Genomic DNA, 26269 nt, shown 5'->3' with positions numbered 1-26269 from the left:
TCGATCTTCATTGATGCCCGTAATTACATTGTGGCCAAATATATTGGTTGGATCCGCGAGGTCTGGTTTATATACGGTAAATGAATAGCCATCATACTTGTTGAGGCCATCTCTTGTTCCCAGTCCGAGAAAGCCTTCTTTGGCCTGCCAGATTCAAAGTACTGTATTTTGAGAAAGTCACTGTTCGGCAGACAAATGGGAAAATCGGATAGCAATCGCTTGCGCCCAGCTTGTAATCCCCAAAACAGCCAGCTGACAAATCGAAACGATCAAGTGAATGCAGGCCCGGGTATCTATTTAACAGGGAGTAAAGTTGAAGCGGTCGATAGGAGCTGACTAACTTGATTGGAAAACGGCCACTTATACACTTTATGTTCATTCATGAAATTACGTGAGAATGACAGTACATCTGTTATAAAAAGGTGCGTTGTACAATCAAACCATACAAAGTGCGTAAGAGTTGAGAAGTGGGAGGACTTCAATGACAGCTTATATTTCAGTCAAAACTGGTTCATCGAACGGGCAAAACACTTCTTTTTACCTGAGGATATAGTAGCTATTTTAATTATTTGGTGAAGTTGGGCAGGTAAACCGTAAAGACTGATCCTTTTCCCGGCTCACTGCGCACCTGGAGAAAGCCCTGGTGATTGTCTACCACTTTTTTGCAGATGGCCAGCCCCATGCCGGTGCCTTCATATTGTCCTCGACCATGTAAGCGCTGAAACAACCGAAATATTCGATCCTCATATTTTTGATCAAAACCAATGCCGTTATCCTCAATAGCTATCGATATATAATAAGGGGGTGCAATGGGTACCAGCGTAACCGGAAGGTCATTCACAGCTATCGCAGTGGCTGTAATTTGGATAACTGGGGGATGATTAGGACGAGAATATTTTAACGCATTTGATACTAGGTTTTGAAAAAGCTGACGTAATTGGATCTCATTGCCCTGAATATCCCCCAGTAAATCAACCTTGATCGTCGCCTGCTTCTGCTGAGTGATGGCTTCTAAGTCACTGATCACTGCAGCTACCAGCTTGTCAAGATTCAGGTGTTTAAACGGTGTTTGAGTGGTTAGTCGGGAAAAGGCTAGCAGGTCTTTGACCAGGGCTTGCATCCGGCCGGCAGAAGCCTGCATGCGGCTCAGGAGTTCCGTACCCGCAGCCCCCAGATTTTTGCCATATTGAAGAACCAGTAAATCGCTGAAAGTCTGAATCTTGCGCAGGGGTTCCTGTAAGTCATGCGAGGCTATATAGGCGAACTGGGTCAGTTCGGCATTACTGCGATTGAGCTCACTAACGGTTATTTCCAGTTCCTTCTGGTATCTCTCCAGATTGGCTTTGGCCTGGATTAATTCCTGGTTAGCCTGCAAGGTTTGTCCGACAATTTTTTGTGCATCAATATTGACCACAAAACCTGTCCAGGCAGCTATCTTGCCTGGATCGCTTTTAATCGGTTGGGCCGTGAACAGGTGCCACTGATACATATCAGCTCCAGCCTGTCGTAGCCGGCATTCGTAGGTAAAGGGTAGTCCCTTGACTGCCTGCTGGGTCCAATGCTGCCAAAATCCAGCCTGCTCATCGGGATGGATAACTGTACTCCATTTGGTTTGGTTGAGCAGTTGTAGGGTAGCGCCCGTAAATTCATTGACCCAGGCATTGGCGTAGAGCAACTGACCCAATTGATTAGCCGTGAAGATCATCAATGGGAGTGAGTCAGTTACCCGCTTATAGTGCTGCTCACTGTCCTGCAAGCGGAGCGCCAATTCTTTTAACTGCTCATTTTTATGCTTGATCTCCTCATAGGCCGATACCGGCTGATCGGCAGTAAATTGGAACCGCCAGTCCGTAAACCGGGTAGGGTTTAGTTTACGGGAGGTTGGTAGGCTATAATAGACCGTGATTCGGCTGCCACTACCAGCATTGGTGATTTCCAGTTTTTCCACTAGCCGCTGGGCGTAAAGCAAGCCCTGGTTTAGCGGGTTAGCGACGACTAACTGGTCATCTTCGACGGCTGCTACTAACGAGTGGTGTTTGGGCGAAGCCAGCACGCTCAGGATTAGTACCGGCTTTGTTCCCTGCTCCATCGCGTACCGAGCCACTTCCGAGACGGCCGTGGCAAAAGTGGTCTGAGCCGCCAGAGACAGACCTGCTAATTCAGCCAGTCGCATACTCCGCTTATGAGCCACAATCAGGTCCATGTCGTTCTCCAGGGCAACGCGAATGAGTTCCTCCATAAAAACTTAGTTAACGAAACGACCAATAAAGACCGATGTGTCATCGGTTTGGCGGGCATAATCCTTGTATAACGCAGCGGCTAGAATAGCGAGGTCATACCGGTGAATCAGCGGATATTTAGCATGATCCCAGCGGGATTGCAGTCCATCGGAACACATCACGAGCAGTTGGCCCCGTTCAAGCGGTAAGACATGATCATGCATGGTGGCCGGTAAGTTTAACCCAATAATCCCATTATAAGGCATTAGATTCTTGGTAACCGACAAATGAAGAATTCGAGACGCTATATTCCCCACCCCACACCAGTTCCACTGGCGGCTGGTGACATCATAAACAACAACGGATCCCACCAATCCCCGGGTTTTGTTGACCGCCCGGTGCATATGCCGAATAATATCAACTGGGCGATGATCAGCGCAAAGCCGAAAGGCCTTGATAGCCTCCTGCACAGCTCGGTGAGCCTCTGGACCGTGGCCTAGCCCATCTCCCAGAAAAAGTTTAAGGTGATCAGTCGTTCTTTTGACGTAAAAGCCATCGCCACAGACCTCTTCGCCTGGCATGGGTACTAGCAGCGAGCGAAACTCAAAACCAGGTGCCGCGGCTATTTGAGGGTGTGTAAAAATGCGCGCCAACAGAATGGTGCCCCAGCCTCTCAGGGAATAGAGCTGGGCTTGATCAGCTAACCGATGAATCGCCCCCAACCCATTGCCTAGAGTACCTGTGGTGGACACCCCGTCCTGCATCATCCTGGCCGGATCGGCCATACCGGGTCCGCTGTCGATGCTAATTAGTTCAAGACCCGCATTTGCGGACGTGCGGAAGGGGCGAACCAGTAGATCACCTCCCCCGGCATGTTTAATTAGATTGGACACCATCTCGGCGACAATCAGGTCAATTTCATGCAATCGTTGGGTGTGAAAACCGATCTCACCAGCCATGCGACTGACTCCTTTTTTGATCAGGGCAAGGTAACTCCGATCCCGAGCCTGAAATCGTACGTGGGGCGTGTTATCCATTCTTCCATTTGACAATAGTGATTGTTGTGCCCTGACCAAGCGTACTTTGAAGAGTAAATTCATTCACCAGGCGTTTGGTGCCGGGTAAACCCAGTCCTAGGCTTTTACCCGTAGAGTAACCGTCCTGCATGGCTAAGGCTATGTCAGCGATACCCGGTCCCTGATCGGAAAAGGTGAGCCGGATACCGCTTTCGCGCCCCTTACTAATCACTTCAATCAGCACCTCACCTTTACCCGCGTAGCGAATCATATTCCGAAACAGTTCACTGGCGGCCGTGATGAGTTTGGTTTGATTAACCAGGCCCATGCCAATCTTGACAGCCGCTTCTTTGACCCGATTTCGAAAGGGAACCATGTCCTGCTCCCGAGTAATGGTCATCTTGTCCCTACTCAAGCTCATCCACATCGTCGTCGGCTGATTGAGTGTGCAGGCCATACTGTGTTTGTAGCAAGGCCATTCCGCGTTCAACATCCAGAGCGGTGTGGACTCCCTTTAGGGATAAGCCTAGTTCAATCAGCGTAATAGCTACAGCTGGCTGCATACCGACTACGACGGTTTCGGCGTCCAGCACCCGGGTCATGCTGGCAATGTTGCCCAAAATGCGGCCCATAAATGAATCGACGATAGAAACCGCTGAAATATCGATGAGTACACCACGGGCTCCGGTTTGGTAGACCATCTGGACCAGATCATTTTCCAGATTTAAGGCCAATCGGTCATAGAGATCGACTTGAATGGTGACCAGTAAAAACGATCCCATTCGAAGGATGGGGATTTTATCCATGTCCAAGCTGCATTAAAAAGCCTTTTTGTCCGACTCCAGTCGCTTGACAATCAGCTTGTTCATACTGAAGGCATGTTTGAGGGCGCTAGCCAGGGAAGCCTTGGTAACGATATTCGACAGATCGATGCCCAGATGGACCACGGTTTGGGCAATTTCAGGGCGGATACCACTAATAATGCATTCTGCCCCCATCAGCCGAGTTGCACTAACCGTTTTAATTAAATGCTGTGCGACCAGTGAGTCCACCGCTGGTACGCCGGAAATATCCAGAATAGCAATGCTGCTACCCGTATCAACGATTTTCTGGAGCAGGTTTTCCATCACAACTTGCGTCCGTGAGCTGTCCAGGGTGCCAATGATCGGCAGCGCCAAAACGCCTTCCCAAATTTGGATAACGGGAGTTGAGATATCACTTATTTCATCCGTCTGACGCAAAATAACTTCTTCGCGCCCTTTTATATACGTTTCAAACGTAACGACTCCAAATCGATCCAGCAATCGGTTGATTTGTTGACTAGCCGTAAAGAGTTGCGTCGGATCCTGGCTTAATTCCTGCTGAAGTAAGTCCATGATGGCGTCTTTCAGACTAAAGATATATAAGCCGGTTTCACTGGCAGAAAACCCTTGTTGAGCTCGTGCGATCGAAATACCCGACAAAATTTCGAATACTTCATCAAAAGCCATCGAATCTGGCTGGCTGATAGTTTCTTCAGTAAGCGCCTTACTTAAGGCTTTCACTAACTCTTCGGATTGGGAGCGTAGCTCCTCATTGGATATCAAATCATCTCGAAGTACATCCGAGCTTACTTGCTTTTGAACCCATAAATCGAGAAGGCGTTCTTTATTAGCTTTGAGAAGCTGGGGAATACTACTGGCCATTGGGAATTAATTGAAAGGATCAAAAGTACGAATGTATCAGATTATAAATAGTAATCCAGAAATAACGCTCTAATTTAGATCAAATACTGAAGGTAGGTGTTAAACGGATTGGGTAGTTTTGCCTTGATAAGGTACTGGTGGTGATTTCGAACTAACTGACCACCTGATTCCGCTAGCGGTTGATCAGGTGATTTCGGCATAGATTGACCACTTTATTTTTCTTTTCATCGCACAGCAGCGGCTGACCGTCGGCGACCCTGCAGCCAGTTACCTTCATTTCCAATAGGATAAAGAGGTGGGCACCGTGCGGGGAACCGCACGAGGCTAGCGACCGTGACGCGGTCAATTGGCAGCGGAACAGATAGTCTGTGGCAGCCAAATCTCCAGTGCGGGAGCATTATGGAAGAAATTTCGCTGTAATTCAGGATCTGACTTACAAGTTGTTGCATATTAAAGTACGAAACTTCAGGCAAATACTATTTCATAAAATGCCCATTCCTTGGAGCAGATGAATGAAGGTTCTAACGTCTTAGACAGGAGCGTTTGCAGAGAATGTAAACCAGAGGTTACTTCAAGACTTAAATGAGACTCTGGGCGTAACGTTTATTACTGTTTTCATGATTTCAGTACGTTTGCTACTACTATGATTCGCATAAACCAGTAAGCTGATTTGATTTATTTGAAGTAGCTACTCGACAAGAATAAACAGATTCATGGATACTTTTCCTCAGAGTAGCAACACAACTTTTGGCCTCCACGGCAAGAAAATAGTTAGTAGACGTTGCCAGATAGAGAATGTACACCTGAGTTTAACCGAAAAAATAATTAAGTATAACCCGAAAAAATGAAATCAATCCTAATTTATCTTATCCTCTTCTTCTCCGTACTGCAGGCATCAGCCCAGGCAACGCGAGAGATTTTTTTTGCCGATGTAACCATATATGTTGAGGGAGGCAAGTATTACCTTACCGGCTCAAAAGGTGGGAGCAGTGGGCCGCCGGGATTTGCCTTTTTAGAATCAAAGGACCTCAAAACATGGGCAGTGCCTGCGAACTCAACAGATTCGCTGGGTATGATCCTTACCAAAGGTGATCACACCTTCGGCACCAAGGGCTTCTGGGCACCACAAATTTTCAAAGATAAAGGCACTTATTATCTTACCTATACGGCCGATGAACAAACCGTATTAGCTGAGTCAAAATCGTTATTGGGCCCCTACAGGCAAAAAGAAGTTGGACCAATTGATGGGTCTGAGAAAAATATCGATTCCTATATTTTCAAGGATACCGATGGTACATATTACCTCTACTGTGTACGTTTTAATAAAGGCAATTACCTGTATGTAGCCGAGTTTGACCTGAAAACCGGCAAGATAAAACCCGAAACCCTGAAACGATGTTTTGACCAGACAGAACCCTGGGAGGCAACGCCTAATTATAAATCAGCACCCATTATGGAGGGCCCTACCGTTATAAAATTGAACCATAAATATTATCTGTTTTATTCGGCCAACCATTTCCAGAACATCGATTATGCAATTGGCTATGCCGTGGCCGATTCGCCCTACGGGCCTTGGATAAAATATAAAAATAACCCTATCGTTCATCGTTCTATAGTTGGCGAAAATGGGTCGGGACATGGTGACCTGTTTGAAGGGGTAGATAAGCAATTGTATTATGTATACCACATTCACAACTCATCCGATCAAGTAAGTCCCCGCCGGACACGCCTAGTGCCTGTGGTTAAACAATGGGATGAAAAAGCCGGTGTTTATACGTTTAGTGTAAAAGGGAAGGAGGTAATTGTACCAGTAATGGCCGAAAAGTAAGGAGCCTTTTATTGAGAATATTTTATTTATGACGGTTGTCTGGCATTTTCTTGAATCTAAATCAATCATAGAGTAATCCCCTTCTAAAAGTCTTATTCATCTAGGTACAAAAAAGGGTGGTGGCATCGTTTGTCACCACCCTTTTTTGTATGAGTTGCCCCGCATTAGTTGATCTGAGTTGGTGTCTTTGGCTTAGCTTCTTCCTTTTTAGGCAGTACAATGTGCAGAATACCATCCTCATACCGAGCCTGGATCTGCTCTTTATCGAAAGAGTCAGGTAACCAGAACGAGCGCGAGAAGGCATGGTAGCTAAACTCGCGTTTGGTGTATTGACCCGGCTCAGTTTTCTCTTGCTGCTGGGTCGATACCGTCAGCTTACCATTGTGTAAACTGAGCTTGAAGTGCTCTTTTTTCAGGCCGGGGGCGGCTACATCGATCTGGTAGCCATCCGTATCTTCCTTGACATTGACGGCTGGCACTAGCCTACCTACCCCACAGTTCACTAAGCGGATTAACGCCAGATTAGGTCGGAATGGGCGTCGAAAGAAGAATAAATGAACGTCCGATCCTCAATCTTTGAGCGGAACGCTTTTCGGGAGTACCTCATTATAGGAAAGACTCTATTTTTCAACCGATCACTTTTTGGGGAAGCTTACAGACCTGACTTTAAGGCAATAGCTTCGAGCCTTTGCAACTCTGATGAAAGTACAATAAATCAATTCGGTGATCTACCCCGTCGATCCCTATGCATTTTTGCCTGGTCATGAAGGCAAAGTCGCTTCTAAACTCGATGATAAATTTTTGTAGTTCTGATAGGATTGCATCTTCCAGGTCTTGTTCCGAGAAGTTATTCTCTAACCCTAAAAAATCAAGTACATAAGGATCTCGAAAAAAAAGTCAGGTGAGCGTTGATTCCCTTCTGGTCGATGAGCCAACTTTCACTTCGGGAAGTTGCGGAATCGCCGTACACGAGTGCTTTATGAGATAGACAGGCGGCCGTTTTTTCCATTAGAAGTAGGCATAATCGTGACGATTTTTACGGCCAGCTATTGAGCAGGGCGACCGGAGCTGTACCTTTTTGTCGATAGAATCAGGCGTCTTTCCTGTTGGATTCTCCAGCTCGTTTTAAGTCAATTTTAATCTTTTAGAAAGAAACGTGCAACGTTTTTCACCTACCCACGTCATTAGCGTACTATAAAACCAAGACATAAACCCCCTCGAATCCGGTAACGCTTATCGGTAATCCCTATGAAATCTTTTTTACTCGTTCTGCTCGCGTTTGCGTCGAGTATCGGCTTTGTATTGGCGCAACATGCTAAAGTTTCCGGTTTGCTCCTTGATTCAGTGGCCAACAAACCTGTTGAATTTGCTACGGTAGCTCTTCTGAAAGAGGGAAAACCTATTCAGGGCGTTACGACCGATTCCAAAGGAGCGTTTGTCTTTCAAAAGGCTCCCACGGGCGATTATTCCATTCAGGCTTCGTTTGTAGGCTATTCGCCAAAAACGGTGGAGAAAGTCACCGTTATGAACGGGCAGGATATTGAAGTTGGCGTCATTAAAATGGCGCAGACGGCTCAAAAATTAGCCGAGGTAACTATAACTGAACAAAAGGCTCTGTTTGAGGAAAAATCGGACCGAATGGTGTACAACGCCGAAAAAGACATCAGCATCAAAGGTGGCGATGCGACTGACGTACTGAAAAAAATTCCGTCGATAGCCGTTGATATTGAGGGCAATGTGCAACTTCGGGGCAGCTCCAACATCAAGGTGCTGATCAATAATAAACCGTCTAGTATTGTCGCCCGTAGTATTTCGGATGCGCTCAAACAAATTCCGGCCGATATTATCAAGCAGGTTGAAGTCATTACATCACCATCGGCAAAATACGACGCAGAAGGTACGGCCGGCATTATCAACATCATCACCAAGAAAAATTCAATACAGGGAACCAGCGGGTCAATCAGCCCTAATTTCGGTCAATGGAATAACTGGCAGAATGCTACGCTCAACCATCGGATGAAAAGTATATCGATCTCGGCCAATGGCGGTTATAGCGACTGGAAAAACAAACGGTATATCCAGCTATTACGGTCATTTTCGAATGGAGATACGGTCACCAATCAGAACCAGACCCAATGGATAACCGGTAATGGAAAAAACTTCTACGGTACTCTGAATATCGATTGGGATATCGACTCTCTGAATCGACTTGGCGCTGGATTAAACTATTACAATGGTGCGAACACCAACGGCTTCGACATCAATTTTCAGGAAATTAGTCAGAGCGTAGTCAGCCAGTATTTTCGTCGAGATATGAGTCGCACCTACGATTGGGCTGGAGCAACCATTAATCTGGACTATACCCGGTTGTTTAAAAAGCCCAAAAAAGAACTTACCTTCCTGATGCTTTATTCGTTTGAAGGCGAAGACAGCGATTACTGGTCTAATTTATTGAACCGGAGCAATTCGGTTTATTATCGGGAAAAGAGCTTTAACATCAGCAACAACAAAGAGGGCACCCTACAGCTCGACTTTACCAATCCACTGGATAGTGTAAGTACGCTTGAAATGGGTACCAAAACCATTTTTCGGCAAATATTAAGTGATTACCGTATTGCCAGTGCCCTTGACGGCTCAACGGATTTCAAAGATATCCCGTCGCTGGCTAACGTTTTCGATTATGCGCAACAGGTAACGTCAGCCTATGCCGTTTATAACCGGACATCAAAAAAGAAATGGGGCCTAAATCTGGGTATGCGGTATGAGCACACCTTTATTCAGGCAAACTTTCTGAATGGTACAGCCCCTTTTTCGAATAACTACGGTAACTTCATTCCGAGTATTAGCTTATCCCGGAGTTTACCGAAGGAGCAGAAAATTCGGATCAACTATTCACAGCGGATCCAACGCCCGCAGTTTTATTACCTCAATCCGTACGTTAACCAGTCAGATTCGAAAAACCTATACGGTGGAAATCCCTATCTGAAACCCGAATTAACGCACTCGATCGAAGCCAACTACAGCGTCTCAATCAAACAGACGAGCCTGAATGCTTCATTCTTTCTGCGTCAGACAAACAACGCCATCGAAGGCATCAATACGGTCGATAATGAAGGCGTTTTGAAACAGATATTCCAGAACGTAGCGCAGAATTCGGCCTATGGCGTAAACCTGAGCGCTAATACCAAACTGACGAAGCAATGGTCAATCAACGGTTCGCTGAACGTTTTTTACAACATCCTGGAAAGCACCGAACTAAATACACGTAATGCAGACTGGATGTACCGGATCAATCTGAATTCGAGCATTGATTTTGGAAAGGGTTATAAGGCCCAACTGTTTGGCTTTTATAACTCAGCCCGGGTTAACTTGCAGGGCACCTACGGCGGCTTTGGTTTCTACAACGTAGTGCTACAAAAGGAAATCCTCAAGAAAAAAGCTACGATTGGATTTGGCTACGACAACCCGTTCAGCGAAACAATCAGCTGGCGTAACGATTTCGTCGGGCCCAATTTCGTACAAACGCAGGATGTCGCTATGTATCGGCGGGGCTGGCGCCTGAATCTGAAATATGAATTCGGTAAAATGAACAGTAGTCAACGCCAGAAAAAGCGGATCAGTAACGACGACAAGAAAGCGGGCGAAGGCAATAACTAAGGTGAGGTAGGCACGAGTAAGGGCTCATATCTTAGCAAGTTGTAGGTATTCCTATACAAAATCAGCCAGGTAACCTTGGTAAAAAAGAAAGCGCCTTTCGAAAGATGGTCCATTTAAAAATTACGTCTATACTTTCGACGCATGGGAGGGATTAGGCCAGTATAAAAGTGAGTGCTAGGCAGGGAGATAGATGCTGAACGTCGCCCCCTGCCCTGGCTGACTACTGGCCGTAATCGCCCCGCCATGATTAACCACAACCCGCTCACAAATCGCTAACCCAATGCCCGTGCCAGAAAATTCATGCTTGCCGTGCAGCCGCTGAAAGACTTGAAAAATGCGGTCTAGATACTTTTCATCGAAGCCGACCCCATTGTCGATTACATTGATCCGGTAATAGGCTTTAGCCGTTCGCGTGGGTTTTACCCCAGACGGTAGCTCATTGCCCTCCACTATTTTCGTGGTAATACGGATCCTAGGGGCAACCGGAACACCAGTCTGATCCGTACGGCGAAACTTGAGGGCATTTCCGAGTAGATTCTGAAAAAGCTGGGCTAGTTGAAAGGCATCACCCTGAATGGTTGGCAACGGATCGACCTTCACTTCAGCCTTGGTCTCAGCCATGACAAGCTCTAGGGTATTCAGCACGTCATCAACGACCTCATTGAGGGGTACAAGCCTGGTAGGATCACGTTGCGTGGACAAGTGCGAAAAGTTGAGCAAATCCCGAATGAGGGTAGCCATGCGGCTAGCCGCTGACTGCATCCGCTCAATATAAATCAATTCGTCGGCCGATAAGGACGTTTGCCGGGCGGTGAGTAAATTTCCGAACTGTTGAATTTTACGCAGGGGTTCCTGAAGATCGTGCGAAGCCACATAGGCAAATGTTTGCAGATTGTCATTTGAACGCAAGAGAAGCTGATTGGCTTCTTCTAGTTCCTCATTGTTGGCCTCCAGCTCTTCATTGGCATTCGCCAGTTCTTCGGTGCGCTGCTGAACTTCATGCTCAAGGGCCGTTTGCAGTTCTCGCTGGAGGGTAATATCCCGAGCGGTTCCATTGAGACGAATAGCCTTCCCACTGGCATCAAACACCGTCTTGCCATGCGCATGCAGAACCCGTTTCTGACCCGTTCTGGGGTGAATGACGGTATAGGTTTGTTCGTAAATACCATCCGATTCGGGTAGCAGGGCTTGGGCCACAGCGGCAGCAACCCGGTCCTGATCCTCTGCCAATAGAATGGGAATCACCTGGTTATAGTCCTGTGCCCCCGGATCGTAGCCAAACCATTCGATCATCCGATCCGAATAGGTGAGTCCGTTGGTAGCCACATCGATACTCCAGGTGCCTAGCTGGGCCATCTCGACCGCCCCGCGCAGGCCAGCCTCGGTTTCTTCCAGCCGTTGTCGAGCCAGTACCTGCGCCGTTACTTCCACAGCCGTCTCCAGGATCGCATAGACCTCACCGGCTGCATTGACAAGGGGTTTTAAGCTAAAATCGAAATAGTACCTGCCAAACACGCCATCGATGGTCAAGTCGGCAGAGGCCCCTTTGGCTTCATAGGCTACACCCGTGGTGAAGACCTGATCGAGTAGCTGTAACGCAAACTGATCACCCGGATTGGTGAGCACTTGCCGGATCGGTTTGCCCAGAATTGATCGGCCTTTTCCAAAGTAGTTGATCATCAGTTCGTTGGCTAGCTCAATCACTAAGTCTGGACCTACAAATAAGGCCATGGCGACCGGGGCCTGCTCAATCAAGGCTTGCAGTTTAGCTTCGCTCTCGGTTACTTTCCGGCGAGCTACGACTTGGTCGGTGACTTCCACCGCTACTTGTAGAATGCCCCTGGTTACCCCATTCTCCGTCAGCGGCAGGTAACTAAACGTATAGTAACCCTGCACTAGTTTACCGTTTTTACGGAGCAGTGCGCCAAACTCCGAAACGGTAAAGGGAACACCAGTCCGGTACACGGTTTTGATAATCGTTTCGGCTGGTTCTCCCACTAATTCGGGTAGCACCTGAAACCAGGGCTGACCAATGATCGAAGGGGTTTTGTCCAGGATTTCCAGCACTTTGGCATTGGCCGTTTCAATGATCAGGTCTTCACCCCGCATGGTTCCAATAGCCACCGGTGCCTGCTCAAAAATGAGCCGATACTGGGCTTCACTGGCTTGCAGTTTTTGGTGATCGAGGACGGCACGGGTGGTTTCGGTACAGGTGACAAAGACCCCATCAATGTGGCCGCTATCGCCATAAGTCGGACTATAACTAAAGGTCCAGTAGATGTCTTCAATCTGACCGTTGCGATAGAAAGGAACCAACTGGTCCTGGAAGAAAACCGGCTCTCCGGTTTTCATGACCTGGTTGATGAGTGGACCGATAAAGTCCCAGATTTCCGCCCACATTTCAGGCCCTTTCTTGCCTTGGCCTGGATGTTTGCCTTCTTTTCCCAGGCTGGGACGAAAAGCATCGTTGTAAAAACAAATCAATTCCTCACCCCAGAACAGGAGCATGGGAAATGCGGAATGTAAAATAATGCCCAGGGTAGTTTTGAGGCTCTGTGGCCACTGATCGGGTGTGCCCAGAGCGGTTTTCGACCAGTCGTGATTTCGGGTGAGTTCACCCATTTCTCCCCCTCCCTGCCAGAAAGGGTAGTTATGATCAGGTGCAGCTGTTTTCACAGAAAAAAGGGCTGAGTTGTCTCCCGGAGCACGAAGTTAATTTGTCTTTACTATTCGCACTCGATCCGTTAGGGTAGCCAACTTGTCGTTACCAGATGTTCGATGCCTACAAAAGACTTACAAATATGGTTAAATGTTCGGCTCAACTGTATCTGGTTGTAGAATTGATACTGCCTTTAGTCTTAGTAAGCTTAATTAGGCTTGATGCTTTTGAGCAGTATAGCAAGGTACTCATTACTGATAGAAGAAATTTTTCTTGCCCCGCCCTGAAATCGAATGATTTTCCCGGGAATTCAATAGTCCCCGCACAATCATTCGATTTCAGGACAAGTCACCGATGTATATTGCTCATTTTGGACTAGTCTAGAGCTTCTCACAGGAGATGATTCAGTTTCGCTTCATAAAAAGCCGGGACAACCACAAAGAATCGGGACGTATAAAGCCGCTTCCAGTCATAATGCATGATGGTGCTTTGCAGGATGGACTTGTGCTTATCAATTAAGTTTTTGTTTCCCGATAAAAGCACTACCCATGCGGCAAACAGCGGTTCACGCATGTGTTTGTCTTCATAACCTCTGGCAGGCGATAAGTTCGACCATTCCTTCGCCTGTAGAAGGGCCAGGGCAAGAGTAGTGGCAATGTCGGGTTGCGGTTTCCATAAACTGTTTACCAGCCGCCAATCTTCATTAAAGCCGAATGCGTGTGCATTATCGAAGTTTTTATGCCGAGACAGGTGCAATGCTGCTTTTTCGGCGCTGATAAGCAACCCTTTTCTGAATTTTTCGCGCAGGTTCGGATCTTGTTCCAGTTCGACTAGCGCCTTTAGATTAGCCTGTGAAATGCCGGTGATCCAGAATTCGTTTTCGGTCTTATTTCCTTTTTCGGGTGCTGTCGTTTCGTAAGGAATTCCCTGTGCACATAGCTCCAGGCGAGATAGCGAATCACCTTCGGGAATCTCCTTCAATCGACGATAATAACCATCGAGCCACTTTTTATGCTGCGTAACATCATACAGGGCGCGGTAGATAAAGACCAACCGAACCGAAATTCGACAGCCTTTATCGGTCAGATTCCCGCGAAAACCATAGCCTTCCCGGTCGCAGGGGAGTTGCCAGTTCGTCTGTTCCAGCGCATCGCCCACGGTTTCCATCAAACGAATGAACCGGGCTTTTTCGGCTCGATCAGGAATGCCACTGTTGACGTAACGCCACATGCCATAAAACCAGGGGCCCGTTTGATCATCGGAACCGGCCACATGATGACTTTTACCGTCAGAAGCGACATCCCGGGCAATAAATCCAGGCACGTTCCCAACCGTTGCCAGTCGTACCAATCCGTCGGCCACTTTACGGGCTTCGCGTGCATCGACTTCCTTTCGGCTAATCTTCCAGCGATTGCAAAGCCCATCGAGGTAAATCCCATTGAAAAAGGCACCGTTTTCAATGGGTGACCACCAGGCCAGACCATTGGGTTTATCGGTTTTACAGTCGTCGGGAGTTGGCAGAAAATTGTTCCCATCCCGACCAGCATAGTCGTACAAAATGCCGTGTTGTGGACTAATAAACCGTCGGTTTATCTCCTGTAAAGCCCGTTCAACCTGATTTTGTACATCACTGTCAGCCTGGAGCGTGGAGGTTGATTGGGCCACTACCGAAGTAGTTATTAAAAAGCTGATTGCGAAAATCAGCACACAATTAGAACGTTTCATCGTGATTTCGGCGCGTTTTTTTGAAGGCGGAACCAGACAGTTTCGGCCGGAAAAAACTGAGAATAAGTCAGGCGGTCATACTGAAAATGGCCTATAGCCCCCAGCATTTCGGTGCGATAGGGATCAACTAGTGTCCGGTCGGGAGCCATTGCCACAATCCAGGCCATCCAAAGTGGTTCGCGTACAAGACTAAGTTCATAATTACGACGTGGAGATAATTTGACCAGTTCGGTAAGCTGTGTTGCTGATACAGTAAGGGCATCCTGCTCACTGTGTTGTGGTTTCCACCACTGATTCAGACTGCGCCAATCGTGCAGAAAGACCTTTCGGTCGTTGTTATCGAACAGATGCCAGCGAGCTACATCAACGACCGCACTACGGGCGCTGGCGTTTAGTCCCTGTTCATAGGCGGCACGCATAGCAGGATCGGTTTCCATTTCCCACAGCGCCCGCACATCCACCGTACTCGATACGCCCGTCCAGCGAAACTGCTTCGGAATGTCGAATAGCATACCGTCGGCACATATCTGAAGGCGACTGCGGTTGGGTTCTCCACCCGTTTCGTAGGCGGCTTCCCGATAGAGCTTATCCCATTTCGCATCGTTGGTTAATTGATGCATAGCTTTAAGGATGAACAGCAACCGGGGTGCTCCTTCCCAACTGAAGGTAGCGAATGTGTTTCGGTAACGGGCCGGTGAATACGCCGTTGTTGGCAGTCGCCAGCCTGTCGATTGAAGCACATTGGCCACCTCAACCATCTTGGCGATAAGCTGCTTACGTTCCTGTGGCTCAGGCAGGCCCGAATACAGGTAACGCCATAGCCCGTAAAACCAGGGGGAAGTCTGGTCATTCGAGCCCATCGCCGGGGGCGTTTTGCCATCTGTGGCCACACCCCGACCAATGAAGCCGGGCGTGTCGCCAACAGAGGCCAGAAATAGCAATCCCTGCGCTAACTTTCTCGCCTTGATTCGGTCGGTTTCCCGATGCCAGTACAGCCATCGCTGGCAAAGTCCGTCCAGATAGAGCCCGTTGAACATTGAGCCATTTTCCGTCGGCGTCCACCAACCCAATGCATTGGGTTTATTCAACAAAAACTCGTCTGCCGTGGGGCGGGCAAATTTCCCGGACGAGTCTGCAAAGTCGATGAGGATGTTGTGCTCATCGACGAACCGACGCCAGATTTCCTGGTGCGCTTTTTCCATATTCAGGCTGTCGCTGTCTCCCGAATGGACATTCCATTCGGGAGCTACTGGCAGTTTCTGGAATGAGCAAAGGCCAAGAAATAGGAGCAATGCGAGCGCAATTCCTTGTTTTGGCTGGCGCTGTCTCATTTCCAGTCCGGATTTTGTTCGAGTTTGGGATTCGCCCTGATTTCGTCCAGCGGAATGGGATAATAGCGATGTTTAGCCTGGGGAGTTCGTGTCGGATACACCTCATTAACGGCTTTCGGAATGACCGTCAGGAAGGTATTGGTACGGGTGAGATCGTACCAGCGATCCCCCTCGGCAAAAAACTCCCAACTCCGTTCCTGCAAAACGGCACGAATAAAATCGTCTTTGCTCAATCCCGCGGTAAGATTGGCCAAGCCCGCCCTGTTTCGAATGGCATTGATGTATTGATAGGCTGTTGTGGTTGGGCCGTTCAAACGAGCTTCAGCTTCGGAGGCAATCAGGTATAAATCGGCCAGCCGAAGCATAGGTACGTTGTTCCGTCCTTTCGCTCCAACTGAGTTTTTGTCCATGTATTTCTTAATCAATACACCTTTCACCGTATAAGGCGTGATGTCCTTTTGGGGAACCACTTTCCCCGCCACGCTGATGTAGGTGGTATCCATTAACTGTCGCCGTTTATCAATTGGATTGAATGAGTCAAAGAAGGCCTGAAACGCGAAGATGGAGCCGAATGTCATGTTGCCGTAATCCCGGCTGGCACTGTTGGCTGGCCCGCAGAAACCCATCAGGGTAGTACCTCGTGCTTTCGTGCTGTTATCGCCCTCGAAGGCAAACATGTTTTCCTGGCGAGCCAGATCTTCTTTTTCCACATCAAATACATCCAGGACATTGGCCATCAGCGAGTACTTCCCGGAATTGATTACTTCCAGTGCTTTCGCTTTGGCAGTGGCCCAGTCTTCGGCATAAAGCGCGGCCTTCGCATAAAATCCAATAGCCACTTCTTTGGATGATCGTCCTTTTATCGTTGCGGCTGAATAAGATGGCAGTCTGATGATCGCTTCATCCAGATCTTTATAAATCTGTTTGTACACATCGGCCCTGGGGCTTTTGGCAACCAGCGCATCGGTTTCACTTTTACTGGGTGATAACCGAATGACAACATCCCCGAAATTCTTTGTCAGTGTGAAATGATACAGCGCCCGAAGAAAGAGAGCTTCGCCCACAATGGCATTTCGGCGAGTAGCCTCCATAGTAATCGACGGTACTTTTTCAATGACCCAGTTCGCATTCTCGATGCCTTTGTAGCAAAACTGCCATAATCCGTAAGGGCTCTCGGCAGTGCGGCCAAAGCTTTTCGGGCCAGAATAATCGGTGTCGTAACTGTACAAGGCAAACACGTTCCGCCCCACAACGGGTTTGACCCAAAGTTGATCACCGGCAAAATCAGAACCAAAAACAAAGGGAGCCTGATCGAACAGGTCATTTATAGGGCCATAGGCTGCGATCAGGGCGGCTTCGGCATCCTGAGCGCTTTTGTAAAAATTCGTTGTGATCACGGAGGAATACACATCCTCGTCTAATTTTTGACAGGCACTGGAGCAGAACACCATAACCAGCGCCACCAGGATGGATTTTGAAAAATATCGGTTCATAAGGGTAGGTTTTTTTAAGGTCAGAAAGTACACTGAAGGCCGATTACGTATGATTTGGCCGCTGGGTAGGTGCCGTTGTCGTAAAACAGCGCATTCGAGCTCCCGTAATTGTTGGACTCTGGGTCCCAGCCCTGGTAGTTGGTAATGGTAAATAGGTTATTCCCGCTTACATAAGCCCGAATTCCCTTGCTGAATTTGACGCGGGGTATGTTGTACGCCAGCGTTAAATTCTTAACCCGGACATAGGAATTGTCTTCCACCCAGCGATCGCCAACTGGCAGGTTCGTGCCCTGGGCCGGTTTGACATACTCATTGTTGGGATTGGTAGCCGACCAGCGGTTCGCCATGCCTTCCAGCAGATTCACTTGCCCGGAAGGCGTCTCGAACGTGAAGCGGAATCCATTGAACAAACGACTGCCCTGTATGCCTTGCAGAAATCCGCTCAACTCGAAATTTTTGTATTTCACGGAGCTGGAAAAACCGAAAAAGTACTTGGGTTGTGCGTTGCCGACAATGACCTGATCGTCGGTGCTGATTTTACCGTCGTTATTGACATCTTTGATTTTAAACCCACCCGTGCGGGCATCGTAACCGGGCAAAAACGTTTCGCCGGTCTGGTTGATGCCATCCAGAATGTAGGTACGGTAAATGCCCAGCGGATAACCGACTTTCAGCAGCGAATAGCTCGACAAGGCCAATTCATTCTGAATACCATCCAGCGCCAGCACCTTGTTGCTATTGAACGTAATATTTCCCGAGGCTTCCCACTTGACAGTACCGGTTAAAATTTTGGCGCTAACTCCCAATTCAATACCCTTGTTTTCAATAGAGCCGTAGTTTCCCGTTATGGTCGTATAACCCGATGACATCGGTACGGCTTTAGTAAAGAGTAAGTTATCGGTGCGTTTGTGGTAATAATCAGCCACAACGGTCAGTCGATTATTCAGAAAAGCCAGGTCTAGGCCAATATCGAGCTGGGTAGCCTGTTCCCATTTTAGGTCAGGATTGGCAATGCCACTTGGGTTGATACCCGTCAGTACGGTATTATTGAAGTTGTAATTATAACCTTGTCCGCTCACCGTGGCCAACGACTGATAAGGCCCGATGGCTCCCGCATTTCCGGTAATTCCATAACTGGCCCGAAGCTTCAGGTCGGTGATAAAGGTTACGGGCTTCATAAAATCCTCTTCGATGATTCGCCAGGCACCCGATATAGCCGGAAAAAATCCGTATTTATTGTTCGCTCCGAATTTGCTCGACCCATCGACCCGAGCGGTCAAATCCAGAAAATACCGGTCTTTATAGCCATAGCCAATCCGGCCCAGATAGGAAACCAGATTGCTTTTGTTTCGGAAACTCGACAGTGCATACACGGTAGCGTTTGACGTTGACCAGTTCTCGGTAAAATCATTCCCAAAGCCGGAAGCCGTCTGGTTATTGTTCTGAAGTATCTCTGACTGAGTTCCATACACCACCGTCGCATTGATCGCATGATGCTGGCCGAACACGTTCTTATAGGTCAGAATGCTCTCGTGCAAGAGGGTTTTTACATAAGCGCTGTTGTTGCTGGCACTTCCATTAACGGCGCTGGCATTCCCAAGCGAAATCGAATCGACAATGGAGCGGGGCGAGTACAACTCCTGTAAACTGGAAGTCAGGTCGGCGTTGAAGCTGGCCCGGTAGGTTAGCCCTTTGGTAAGCGTTATGTCGAGGTATAAGTTGCCCAGAAGCCGGTTGCTATTCGTATAGTTCTTCTTGGCCAGTTCCCCCATTGGATTGACTGTTTCCCGATAGCGACCATTAAACTGATCCGCAAAGGAGTACACGCTACCATCAGGTCGGAACGGGAGCAGGGTAGGAGGAGCGGCCACCGCCCGGCCCAGAATTCCTTCGCGGGCACTGGTTACGTTCACGCCCGTTCCACCTGCATTGAGCCGATCTTCATCCGTGACAGTGTAATACAGGCTGGTGCCCACTTTGATTCGGTCACTAATGCGATGGTCGATATTCGCTCGGAAGGCATACCGTTTATAATCAGTATTTTTAATGATACCATCCTGACTGAAATAGTTAGCGCCCACCGCAATTTGTGTCTTGTTGTTACCACTGGTGACCGAGAGCTGATGATTTTGAATTAACGCTTTCCGAAAAATCAAGTCCAGATAATTAGTCCCCTGACCGGCACTGCCTGGATTTGGATAGATGACGGTAGGGCTATACGTATCGTTTTCCAGCTGGGCGAATTGCGTAGCATTCAAAATGCCCAATTTTCGGGTGGTTTCCTGCTGGCCCACATAGGCATCGTAAGACACATTGGTGACACCGTCTTTGCCTCGTTTGGTGGTAATCAGCACGACACCATTTGCTGCCCTGGCCCCGTAAATGGCCGTCGCCGACGCATCCTTCAACACCTCTACCGACTCAATATCAGAGGGATTTATCTGAGAAAGTGGATTGGCGGCATTGACCGCCGAGGTAGCCGATATCTGAATGCCATCGATCACATAAAGCGGCTCGGATGTTCCGTTGATGGAATTGGTACCCCGAATACGTACGCTGATATTGCCCCCCGGTGTACCTGAGTTCTGGCGCATGTCCAAGCCACTCACGCGCCCCTGAATTCCCTGGGCCAAATTAGCGACTGGCGTGACTTTCAACTCGTCGGCTTTGATTGATGCAATGGAGCCGGTTAAAGAAGTTTTCGTGCGGGTACCGTACCCTACGACAACCACTTCGCCCAATGCCTTGTTGTCGAGTGCCAGCTGTATATCGAAGGAGGTGCGATTTCCAATAGCCACTTCCTGAGGTACATAGCCAACAAAGCTGAACACCAGTATCGCCGAATTCGTAGGCACTGCCAATCGAAATGCGCCATTGCCATCGGTGACGGTACCACGCTGCGTGCCTTTCAGCAGTACACTGACGCCCGGCAACGTGACTCCTTTTTCGTCGGTAATAGTACCCGTAACGATCAGATCATCGACCCGAAGCGATTCGGTTGGAACGGGTGTATTGTCTACCCGCGATGTTTCTCTTCGTAGCACAATATAATTTCCCGAAATCTGATAGCTGATATTCAGCGGTTTCAGCAGCCGGTCGAGCACCACTTCGAGCCGGTCATTTGTGGCCCGAATCGACACTTTGTTCTCCGTTTCGATCAGTTGAGGAACGTAGGTGAACTTCACATTAGCCGCTTTTTCGATGCGACGGAGCACGGTTTTCAAGTCCTTATGATCGAATTGAACCGATACCTGCCGATTCAATAAATCCTGTGCCATTCCGTTTCGAGCCATCGTTAAGCCCGCAAAGACTACAGCCAGTATCAACTGTACACAAGTAATCTTCATGATTGTAGTAAGGGTAAATAACTTCCCAAGTTTTTTCATACTTTTAGCCTGGTTTTTGTCAATAGATTTTTGGAAACAATGGGCAAAAACAATCCCGTCCCCGCCTTTTTCAGGGGAGTTGCAAAGCCGGAAAAATGGAGAGGGAACGTTACTGAGGCCGGATCTCGGGACAATCATGGTTGCAACATGGTTAGCCCGCTGATCCGGTTCTTTTTTAGCAGTCAGGTTCAGATTTTATCATCCAGTCAGGGTTTAGGGGGGTCAAAAAAAGATTGATTTAGGATTTTGGCTGGCAACCCGGCCCGGAAATAATGACCTTCGTTCCCCAGACTTCATAGGTGGCCCCAATCGTCTGACAAATAATATCCAGCTTCCGAAAGAGCGGTTCATTACCCAACGGAGCCGTCAGGCTGCATTTCTCGAAGATGGCTGGATCATACTGGATGGATATGCCATACGACTCTTCCAGCTTGTGAAATACATCGGAAACAGCCGTGTTCTCAAATACGAAATACTGTTTGGTTTCGGGCTTTTTGACCAGTGTTGGCTCATCGACTAAGCGAGCCGTTAACCGTTCGCTGCCTTTATCGAATATCGCTTGCTGGTTAGGCGTCAACAAGAGCATACCGGCGATCCGTTGCTGATCTTCCTGCGATTTATGAAGGGCTTTTGCCGTAAAAACCGCAACTTTTCCCGTATGAACCGCTACCGTTATCTTCGCCATTTTTGGGAAGGCTTTAATGGTAAAACTCGTGCCGACCACCTGCGTGATCAGTCCGTTCGCATAAACCATAAACGGTTGTCTGGAATTTTTGGTGACCTCAAAAAAACCTTCTCCCTCAAGCCTGATTTCGCGCTTATCGGCCGAAAACGTCTTCGGGTAATTTACCCGGCTTTGGGGCTGTAAAACGACCTGACTGCCATCACTCAGCTTAATGGAGAGTGTATGATTCGTTTCGTTGACTTTGTCAATCCACTCCGCTTCTGTTTGAGATTTGGGCTGTATATAACCCATTGTTTTTTCAATCGTTTCGGGGCGCCTTGCAAACCACCAGCCGAAACCAACTAACAGAAGAATAGCGGCCGCAGCAGCCCATTGTCGCCAGTAGCCAATTCGATGGACTTGAGGCTCATCTACTAATTCGGTTGCATCATCCTGAATCTGTTGCTGAATCTTCGCCCAAATCTGGTTACCCTGTGCCTGCGTAGGCAAAACCTGCACCTGCTCTACGGCTTTCAACAGCGCTCTGGCCGCAACAACAACCGATTGCTTTTCGGGATATTGCGTCATGAAGTCCGTCCAGAATGCATTCGTTTCGCTATCAGGCTGCTGAAACCATCTTCGAAAGAAATCATCCTGAGCCAGGTCTTCTTCTGTATAGTCGTAGTAATTGTGCATTGTAATCGGGCAACAAAATGGCGAAATAGTACACGTTTATAGACAAGAGAGCGGAATCGCCAAAGTGTCCCCTCGGTTTTGAAAAAAAATTACGTCTGAGAAAAAAGATGGGAAAAGCTATGCCAATACCCAAAGTAGGAGTAAGCCCAGTAAGGGAGCCAGATAGGCGGCCTGCTCGCGCAGGTGAGTGAGTGCTTTGTGAAGCGTGTTGCGAACCGACTTTTCGGTAATACCCATAATCGCGGCTATTTCGTCGGTTTTGAAGTTTTGATAGAAGCGAAGGGTTACCACTTCCAACTGGCGTTGGGGTAATTGGGCAACCAGTTGCGCTAGTCGTTGTGTGAGCTGATGTTCCTGTTCCCGATCGGCCATTAACTGTTCAGATGATTGGGCGAATTCGGTTTCGGTGGCGAAGGCAATAGCTGAATCGGTACGTTTTTCGCGTTCGTTGAGATGGAAGATCTTTCGGCGAAGCGAACGGAATAAATAAAATTTGACAGAATCGACAAGAGAAAGAGAATGACGCATCCGCCATATATCGACAAACAAATCCTGAATGGCATCTTCTACCGAAGCTGCGTTGGGAATTACCCTGTACCCATAGCTGTATAAGATACGGTGATAGCGTTGGTATAACTCGGCAAAAGCATGCTGATCGTCCTGTTTTAGGGCGTTCCAGAGCAGTAAGTCAGATTGCCGGTCGATACTCAATTGATCAGGCGTAACGATTTAAATGGCTTAAAGTAAATTATAATTTCCATAAAATTATTAGAAATAATCATATTGCATGCGGCCATTTGCCAGTAACGACTATTAAAATTTGTATGCGAGGACTATAGCCGAATCGGAAGTTTGGTTGTGCTGCGTAAAATTGGCCACTACGTCTGGGGGGCAGTCAATAACTTCGTAAAGTAACTGCTCCTTGGCAGTCGCCAGACTCGATATACCACTTGTACCGGCAACTTTACGGAAAACGGCCTTACTGTCCGGCAAAACATCGGCAAGAGGATTACTCCTTTAGCTTTTGATAAATTCAGAAGGATTCTTGTGGAAAAACTCTTTAAAAACAACTGCAAAATGAGTTGGGCTCTCGTATCCTACCAAGCAAGCTGTTTCGGATATGTTGTGGCCTCCTTGCAGAAATTGTGTTGCTCGCAAAAGCCGGAATTGACGACCAAAGTTATTGATTGATAAATTGGTGATTGCCATCAATCTCCCGGCTGATTTTTCAATGGTAAGCTAAGGTCAGTGAAATTAATGGGTTTAGTAACAAAGTCAAATGCTCCCCGGTTCATAGCCATATAGATGTTGTTCATGTCGCCATAGGCCGATACGATGCCCGTACCAATGAGTATATTTAAGCCAGATATGAAATAAGGCTCATTTGTAGCGCAGGCCGTATTCTCTCCTTTTGGAACGGCATAAGAAACCAGTATACAGCCACCAAATCTGGATTTGTCCGTTCCGTTATCTTCAGTTAGAACGTGACTTGTATATCATTATTCGGTCGAGAATCGATAAAGCGATACTGGTTGCGGAAATCAGACATATACAGAATAGAAAGGTTATAATAGCCTAATATGTAGTATTTTAGCTAAAAAATTCATCTTTGTTGATTAAGATAGACAGACAATATTGTTCAATATCCAGCAAGCAGACATGTTGTTTTAGTCCCTTAGATAAATAACTTCATCGAGTAATTCTCAAGGTCAAAAAAGTATAAACCTCGTCAGGTCAATATCGACTCGTTTCATCGTTATAATTCGAACCTGGGGTACTACACCGATACTCGTTCTGCGATCTAGCGAGTAAGCTGATTATGGGTGTTCAGGGCATCGACAATGATTTACACCCGCGATAGTTCGGGAAGGAAACACCATGAGGGCTCCAACAAAAACACGTACAAGAGCCGTTTGGTTTTAGATTCTGGAGTGAAAGCTGCTATGTTGTACTCTTCGTTGATTGTTAAGTTAGCGGCCTCTTCAGAAGCTAGGCAGTGGCTCGTTTTATGTTGCTATTTTATAGACTCAGAAGGTAATAGCATGTTAAAATTGATCAAATATATTTCCTAGGCGAAAACATTTGTGATTCAGGTTAATTATAACTGATATCCATTCTTTTTTGTAAATTTTTCTACGATTATGAAAAATTCAGTTTTACAAATGTGGGCAGTTTTCCTTTTAATATGGTTAAGTATGACAAAGGGAAATACATTTGCTCAAGTTCGTATAGGTCCTGGTACGGGCGCAATTGATGGATCCGTGACCTTAGAAATTAAGTCAGGTCCTTACTCATCGGGTAATCCCTACAGGGGCTTGCTGGTTCCTACTCTAACAGCGAATCAGCGAAACCAAATTCAGAATCCAGCAACGGGTCTACTTATTTTTAATACTAATACTAAACAGATTGAAGTAAATACCGGGACAACAACGAGCCCTATTTGGACACCAGGTGGTATCACAGGTACAAGTAGCTCCTCTTCTGGGGCCTGGAGTCTGACGGGCAATGCGGGAACTGTAAGTAATACAAATTTCCTCGGTACAACGGACAATGTTTCATTATGGTTTAGAGTGAATAATCAAAATGCGGGAAGAATTGATCCTACACTGTTCAATGTTGGCTTAGGCTATTCAGCATTAAGTACTAGCACAACTGGTCAGGGAAATACGGCATCAGGAGCTTACACACTATATTATAATACTACTGGCGGTTATAATACGGCTTCGGGTTTTCAAGCTTTACACAACAATAGCTCTGGGTCAGGAAATACGGCATCAGGAACAATTGCTTTACTGGCTAACACAGTTGGTAACGATAACGCGGCCTTCGGGAGTACTGCTTTACAAAACAATACGACGGGTAGTACTAATGCTGGCTTTGGGGCTGGCGCCTTAAAACAAAATACCACTGGCAATTATAATACAGCCTCAGGAGCTGGGGCCTTACAGAATAATACTTCCGCCAACGGCAATTCAGCCCTTGGACATAATGCTTTGGCTACTAATACAACAGGCTATGCTAATATTGGAGTAGGGGAAGATGCGTTAAGTGCAAACGTTGATGGCCATGACAATGTAGCTTTAGGAACTGCTTCTATGACAAGTAATACTAATGGCATTGGTAATGTAGCCTCGGGCAATCTTGCACTAAGACTTAATACAACTGGTCAAAATAACACCGCGTCTGGGTTACTTTCCTTGCAATACAATACTATCGGTAGTTATAATACTGCACTGGGTTATAACGCAGGGCCTCTGGTTGCCAATGGAGGACTAACCAATACAACGGCTATTGGAGCTAATGCTATAGTTAGTGCCAGCAATCAAATTGTGCTCGGTGATAATAATATTACAGCCTTGCGGTGTAATGTGCAGACCATTACTTCGCTTTCAGATGTACGTATTAAAGAAAATATCAGGGATAATGTACCGGGTCTAAGTTTCATCACAAAGCTTACTCCTATTACTTATAATATTGACAAGGCCAAGGAGGCTAGACTGTTAGGCTATCCATTGGCTACTGTTAAAGAAGATAAGATACTTCATAGCGGTTTTGCTGCACAAGATGTTGAAGCGGCAGCAAAAGAAATAGGCTATGATTTTGAAGGGGTTTCCCAACAGGCAGATGGCCAATATTATACGCTGGGTTATACATTGTTTGTAATCCCTTTGGTTCAGTCCGTTAAGGAACTTAACACGGAAGTAGAAAATCTTAAAGCAAAACTGAAGGCGACTACGGCTGCTTATGATCAGTTATCAGCTCAAGTCAAACAGATGCAGCATTTGTTAGGCTTGGCAAAGACAAAAAATTGATAATCCTTACTGAAGCTATGGGCCACTGGCTATAATTCGTCCCGCATCTAGACATTTTGTTAGATATTAGCTTAAATTTGATAAGCTAGTTTAGACTA

At 47.2% G+C, this 26269-nt stretch carries 19 protein-coding genes and 1 pseudogene; 3 read left to right on the top strand and 17 right to left on the bottom strand.

The features are described from left to right. Positions 1-565 precede the first annotated feature (565 nt). Genes G8759_RS34075 through G8759_RS34055 form a run of 5 tightly spaced genes read right to left on the bottom strand, consistent with a single transcriptional unit; the run spans position 566 to position 4920 of the window. Positions 566-2239, bottom strand: a complete 1674-nt coding sequence (locus G8759_RS34075; protein WP_232074056.1) for a sensor histidine kinase — start codon at positions 2237-2239, stop codon at positions 566-568. Positions 2240-2245: 6 nt separating this feature from the next. Then, entirely contained in the window at positions 2246-3256 is a 1011-nt protein-coding gene (locus G8759_RS34070; protein ID WP_167218044.1) for an ATP-binding SpoIIE family protein phosphatase, read from the bottom strand. After that, positions 3249-3662, bottom strand: coding sequence for an anti-sigma regulatory factor (locus G8759_RS34065; RefSeq protein ID WP_167219401.1), 414 nt, complete (start codon positions 3660-3662; stop codon positions 3249-3251). Before G8759_RS34065 ends, G8759_RS34070 begins: the two co-directional genes overlap by 8 nt. After that, on the bottom strand, positions 3643-4041 hold the full coding sequence (locus tag G8759_RS34060) for an STAS domain-containing protein (RefSeq protein WP_167218042.1): 399 nt from the start codon (positions 4039-4041) through the stop codon (positions 3643-3645). Before G8759_RS34060 ends, G8759_RS34065 begins: the two co-directional genes overlap by 20 nt. 12 nt (positions 4042-4053) lie before the next feature. Next, a complete protein-coding gene (locus G8759_RS34055) occupies positions 4054-4920 on the bottom strand; it encodes an STAS domain-containing protein (protein ID WP_167218040.1) in 867 nt (288 codons plus the stop codon). Positions 4921-5764: 844 nt separating this feature from the next. Here G8759_RS34055 and G8759_RS34050 point away from each other — a divergent pair. After that, on the top strand, positions 5765-6748 hold the full coding sequence (locus tag G8759_RS34050) for a glycoside hydrolase family 43 protein (RefSeq protein ID WP_167218038.1): 984 nt from the start codon (positions 5765-5767) through the stop codon (positions 6746-6748). 164 nt (positions 6749-6912) lie between these two features. On the opposite strand, the gene G8759_RS34045 is transcribed toward G8759_RS34050, so the two are convergent. Beyond that, entirely contained in the window at positions 6913-7227 is a 315-nt protein-coding gene (locus G8759_RS34045; RefSeq protein ID WP_167218036.1) for an Hsp20/alpha crystallin family protein, read from the bottom strand. 187 nt (positions 7228-7414) lie between these two features. Next, positions 7415-7579, bottom strand: a complete 165-nt coding sequence (locus tag G8759_RS36125) for a PDDEXK nuclease domain-containing protein (RefSeq protein WP_232074333.1) — start codon at positions 7577-7579, stop codon at positions 7415-7417. A gap of 417 nt (positions 7580-7996) precedes the next feature. Here G8759_RS36125 and G8759_RS34035 point away from each other — a divergent pair, with 417 nt between their 5' ends. Then, complete coding sequence (locus tag G8759_RS34035; protein ID WP_167218034.1) at positions 7997-10405, top strand: TonB-dependent receptor domain-containing protein; 2409 nt, start codon at positions 7997-7999, stop codon at positions 10403-10405. Positions 10406-10579: 174 nt separating this feature from the next. On the opposite strand, the gene G8759_RS34030 is transcribed toward G8759_RS34035, so the two are convergent. The 10 genes and pseudogenes from G8759_RS34030 to G8759_RS36120 form a co-directional block, all read right to left on the bottom strand. Beyond that, on the bottom strand, positions 10580-13027 hold the full coding sequence (locus G8759_RS34030) for a PAS domain-containing protein (protein WP_167219400.1): 2448 nt from the start codon (positions 13025-13027) through the stop codon (positions 10580-10582). A 427-nt stretch (positions 13028-13454) separates the two neighbouring features. Beyond that, entirely contained in the window at positions 13455-14789 is a 1335-nt protein-coding gene (locus G8759_RS34025; protein ID WP_167218031.1) for a hypothetical protein, read from the bottom strand. Then, on the bottom strand, positions 14786-16120 hold the full coding sequence (locus G8759_RS34020; RefSeq protein ID WP_167218029.1) for a hypothetical protein: 1335 nt from the start codon (positions 16118-16120) through the stop codon (positions 14786-14788). The genes G8759_RS34025 and G8759_RS34020 overlap by 4 nt, the downstream gene beginning before the upstream one ends. Next, positions 16117-17613 carry a RagB/SusD family nutrient uptake outer membrane protein gene (locus G8759_RS34015; protein ID WP_167218026.1) on the bottom strand — a complete coding sequence of 499 codons (1497 nt, stop codon included), beginning with the start codon at positions 17611-17613 and terminating at the stop codon, positions 16117-16119. The genes G8759_RS34020 and G8759_RS34015 overlap by 4 nt, the downstream gene beginning before the upstream one ends. A gap of 20 nt (positions 17614-17633) precedes the next feature. Continuing rightward, entirely contained in the window at positions 17634-20960 is a 3327-nt protein-coding gene (locus G8759_RS34010; RefSeq protein ID WP_232074053.1) for a TonB-dependent receptor, read from the bottom strand. A 277-nt stretch (positions 20961-21237) separates the two neighbouring features. Beyond that, complete coding sequence (locus G8759_RS34005; RefSeq protein WP_167218021.1) at positions 21238-22359, bottom strand: FecR family protein; 1122 nt, start codon at positions 22357-22359, stop codon at positions 21238-21240. A gap of 117 nt (positions 22360-22476) precedes the next feature. After that, positions 22477-23070, bottom strand: a complete 594-nt coding sequence (locus tag G8759_RS34000) for an RNA polymerase sigma factor (protein WP_167218018.1) — start codon at positions 23068-23070, stop codon at positions 22477-22479. 102 nt (positions 23071-23172) lie between these two features. Then, the gene (locus G8759_RS33995; protein WP_167218016.1) at positions 23173-23352 is read right to left on the bottom strand and encodes an acyclic terpene utilization AtuA family protein; all 180 of its coding nucleotides are present in this window, start codon (positions 23350-23352) and stop codon (positions 23173-23175) included. 24 nt (positions 23353-23376) lie between these two features. Continuing rightward, positions 23377-23568 (bottom strand): helix-turn-helix domain-containing protein, encoded by a 192-nt coding sequence (locus G8759_RS33990; protein ID WP_167218014.1) that lies wholly within the window; start codon positions 23566-23568, stop codon positions 23377-23379. 17 nt (positions 23569-23585) lie between these two features. Then, positions 23586-23699: pseudogene (locus tag G8759_RS36120) on the bottom strand (adenylate/guanylate cyclase domain-containing response regulator); the annotation flags it as partial. A gap of 801 nt (positions 23700-24500) precedes the next feature. On the opposite strand from G8759_RS36120, the gene G8759_RS33980 reads away from it, so the two are divergent. Next, on the top strand, positions 24501-26171 hold the full coding sequence (locus G8759_RS33980; RefSeq protein ID WP_167218012.1) for a tail fiber domain-containing protein: 1671 nt from the start codon (positions 24501-24503) through the stop codon (positions 26169-26171). The last annotated feature ends 98 nt before the right edge of the window (positions 26172-26269 follow it).

The organism is Spirosoma aureum, from assembly GCF_011604685.1.
Lineage (GTDB): Bacteria > Bacteroidota > Bacteroidia > Cytophagales > Spirosomataceae > Spirosoma > Spirosoma aureum.
The sequence above is the reverse complement of the archived record's forward strand: the minus strand, read 5'-3'. Positions and strand labels throughout refer to the sequence as shown.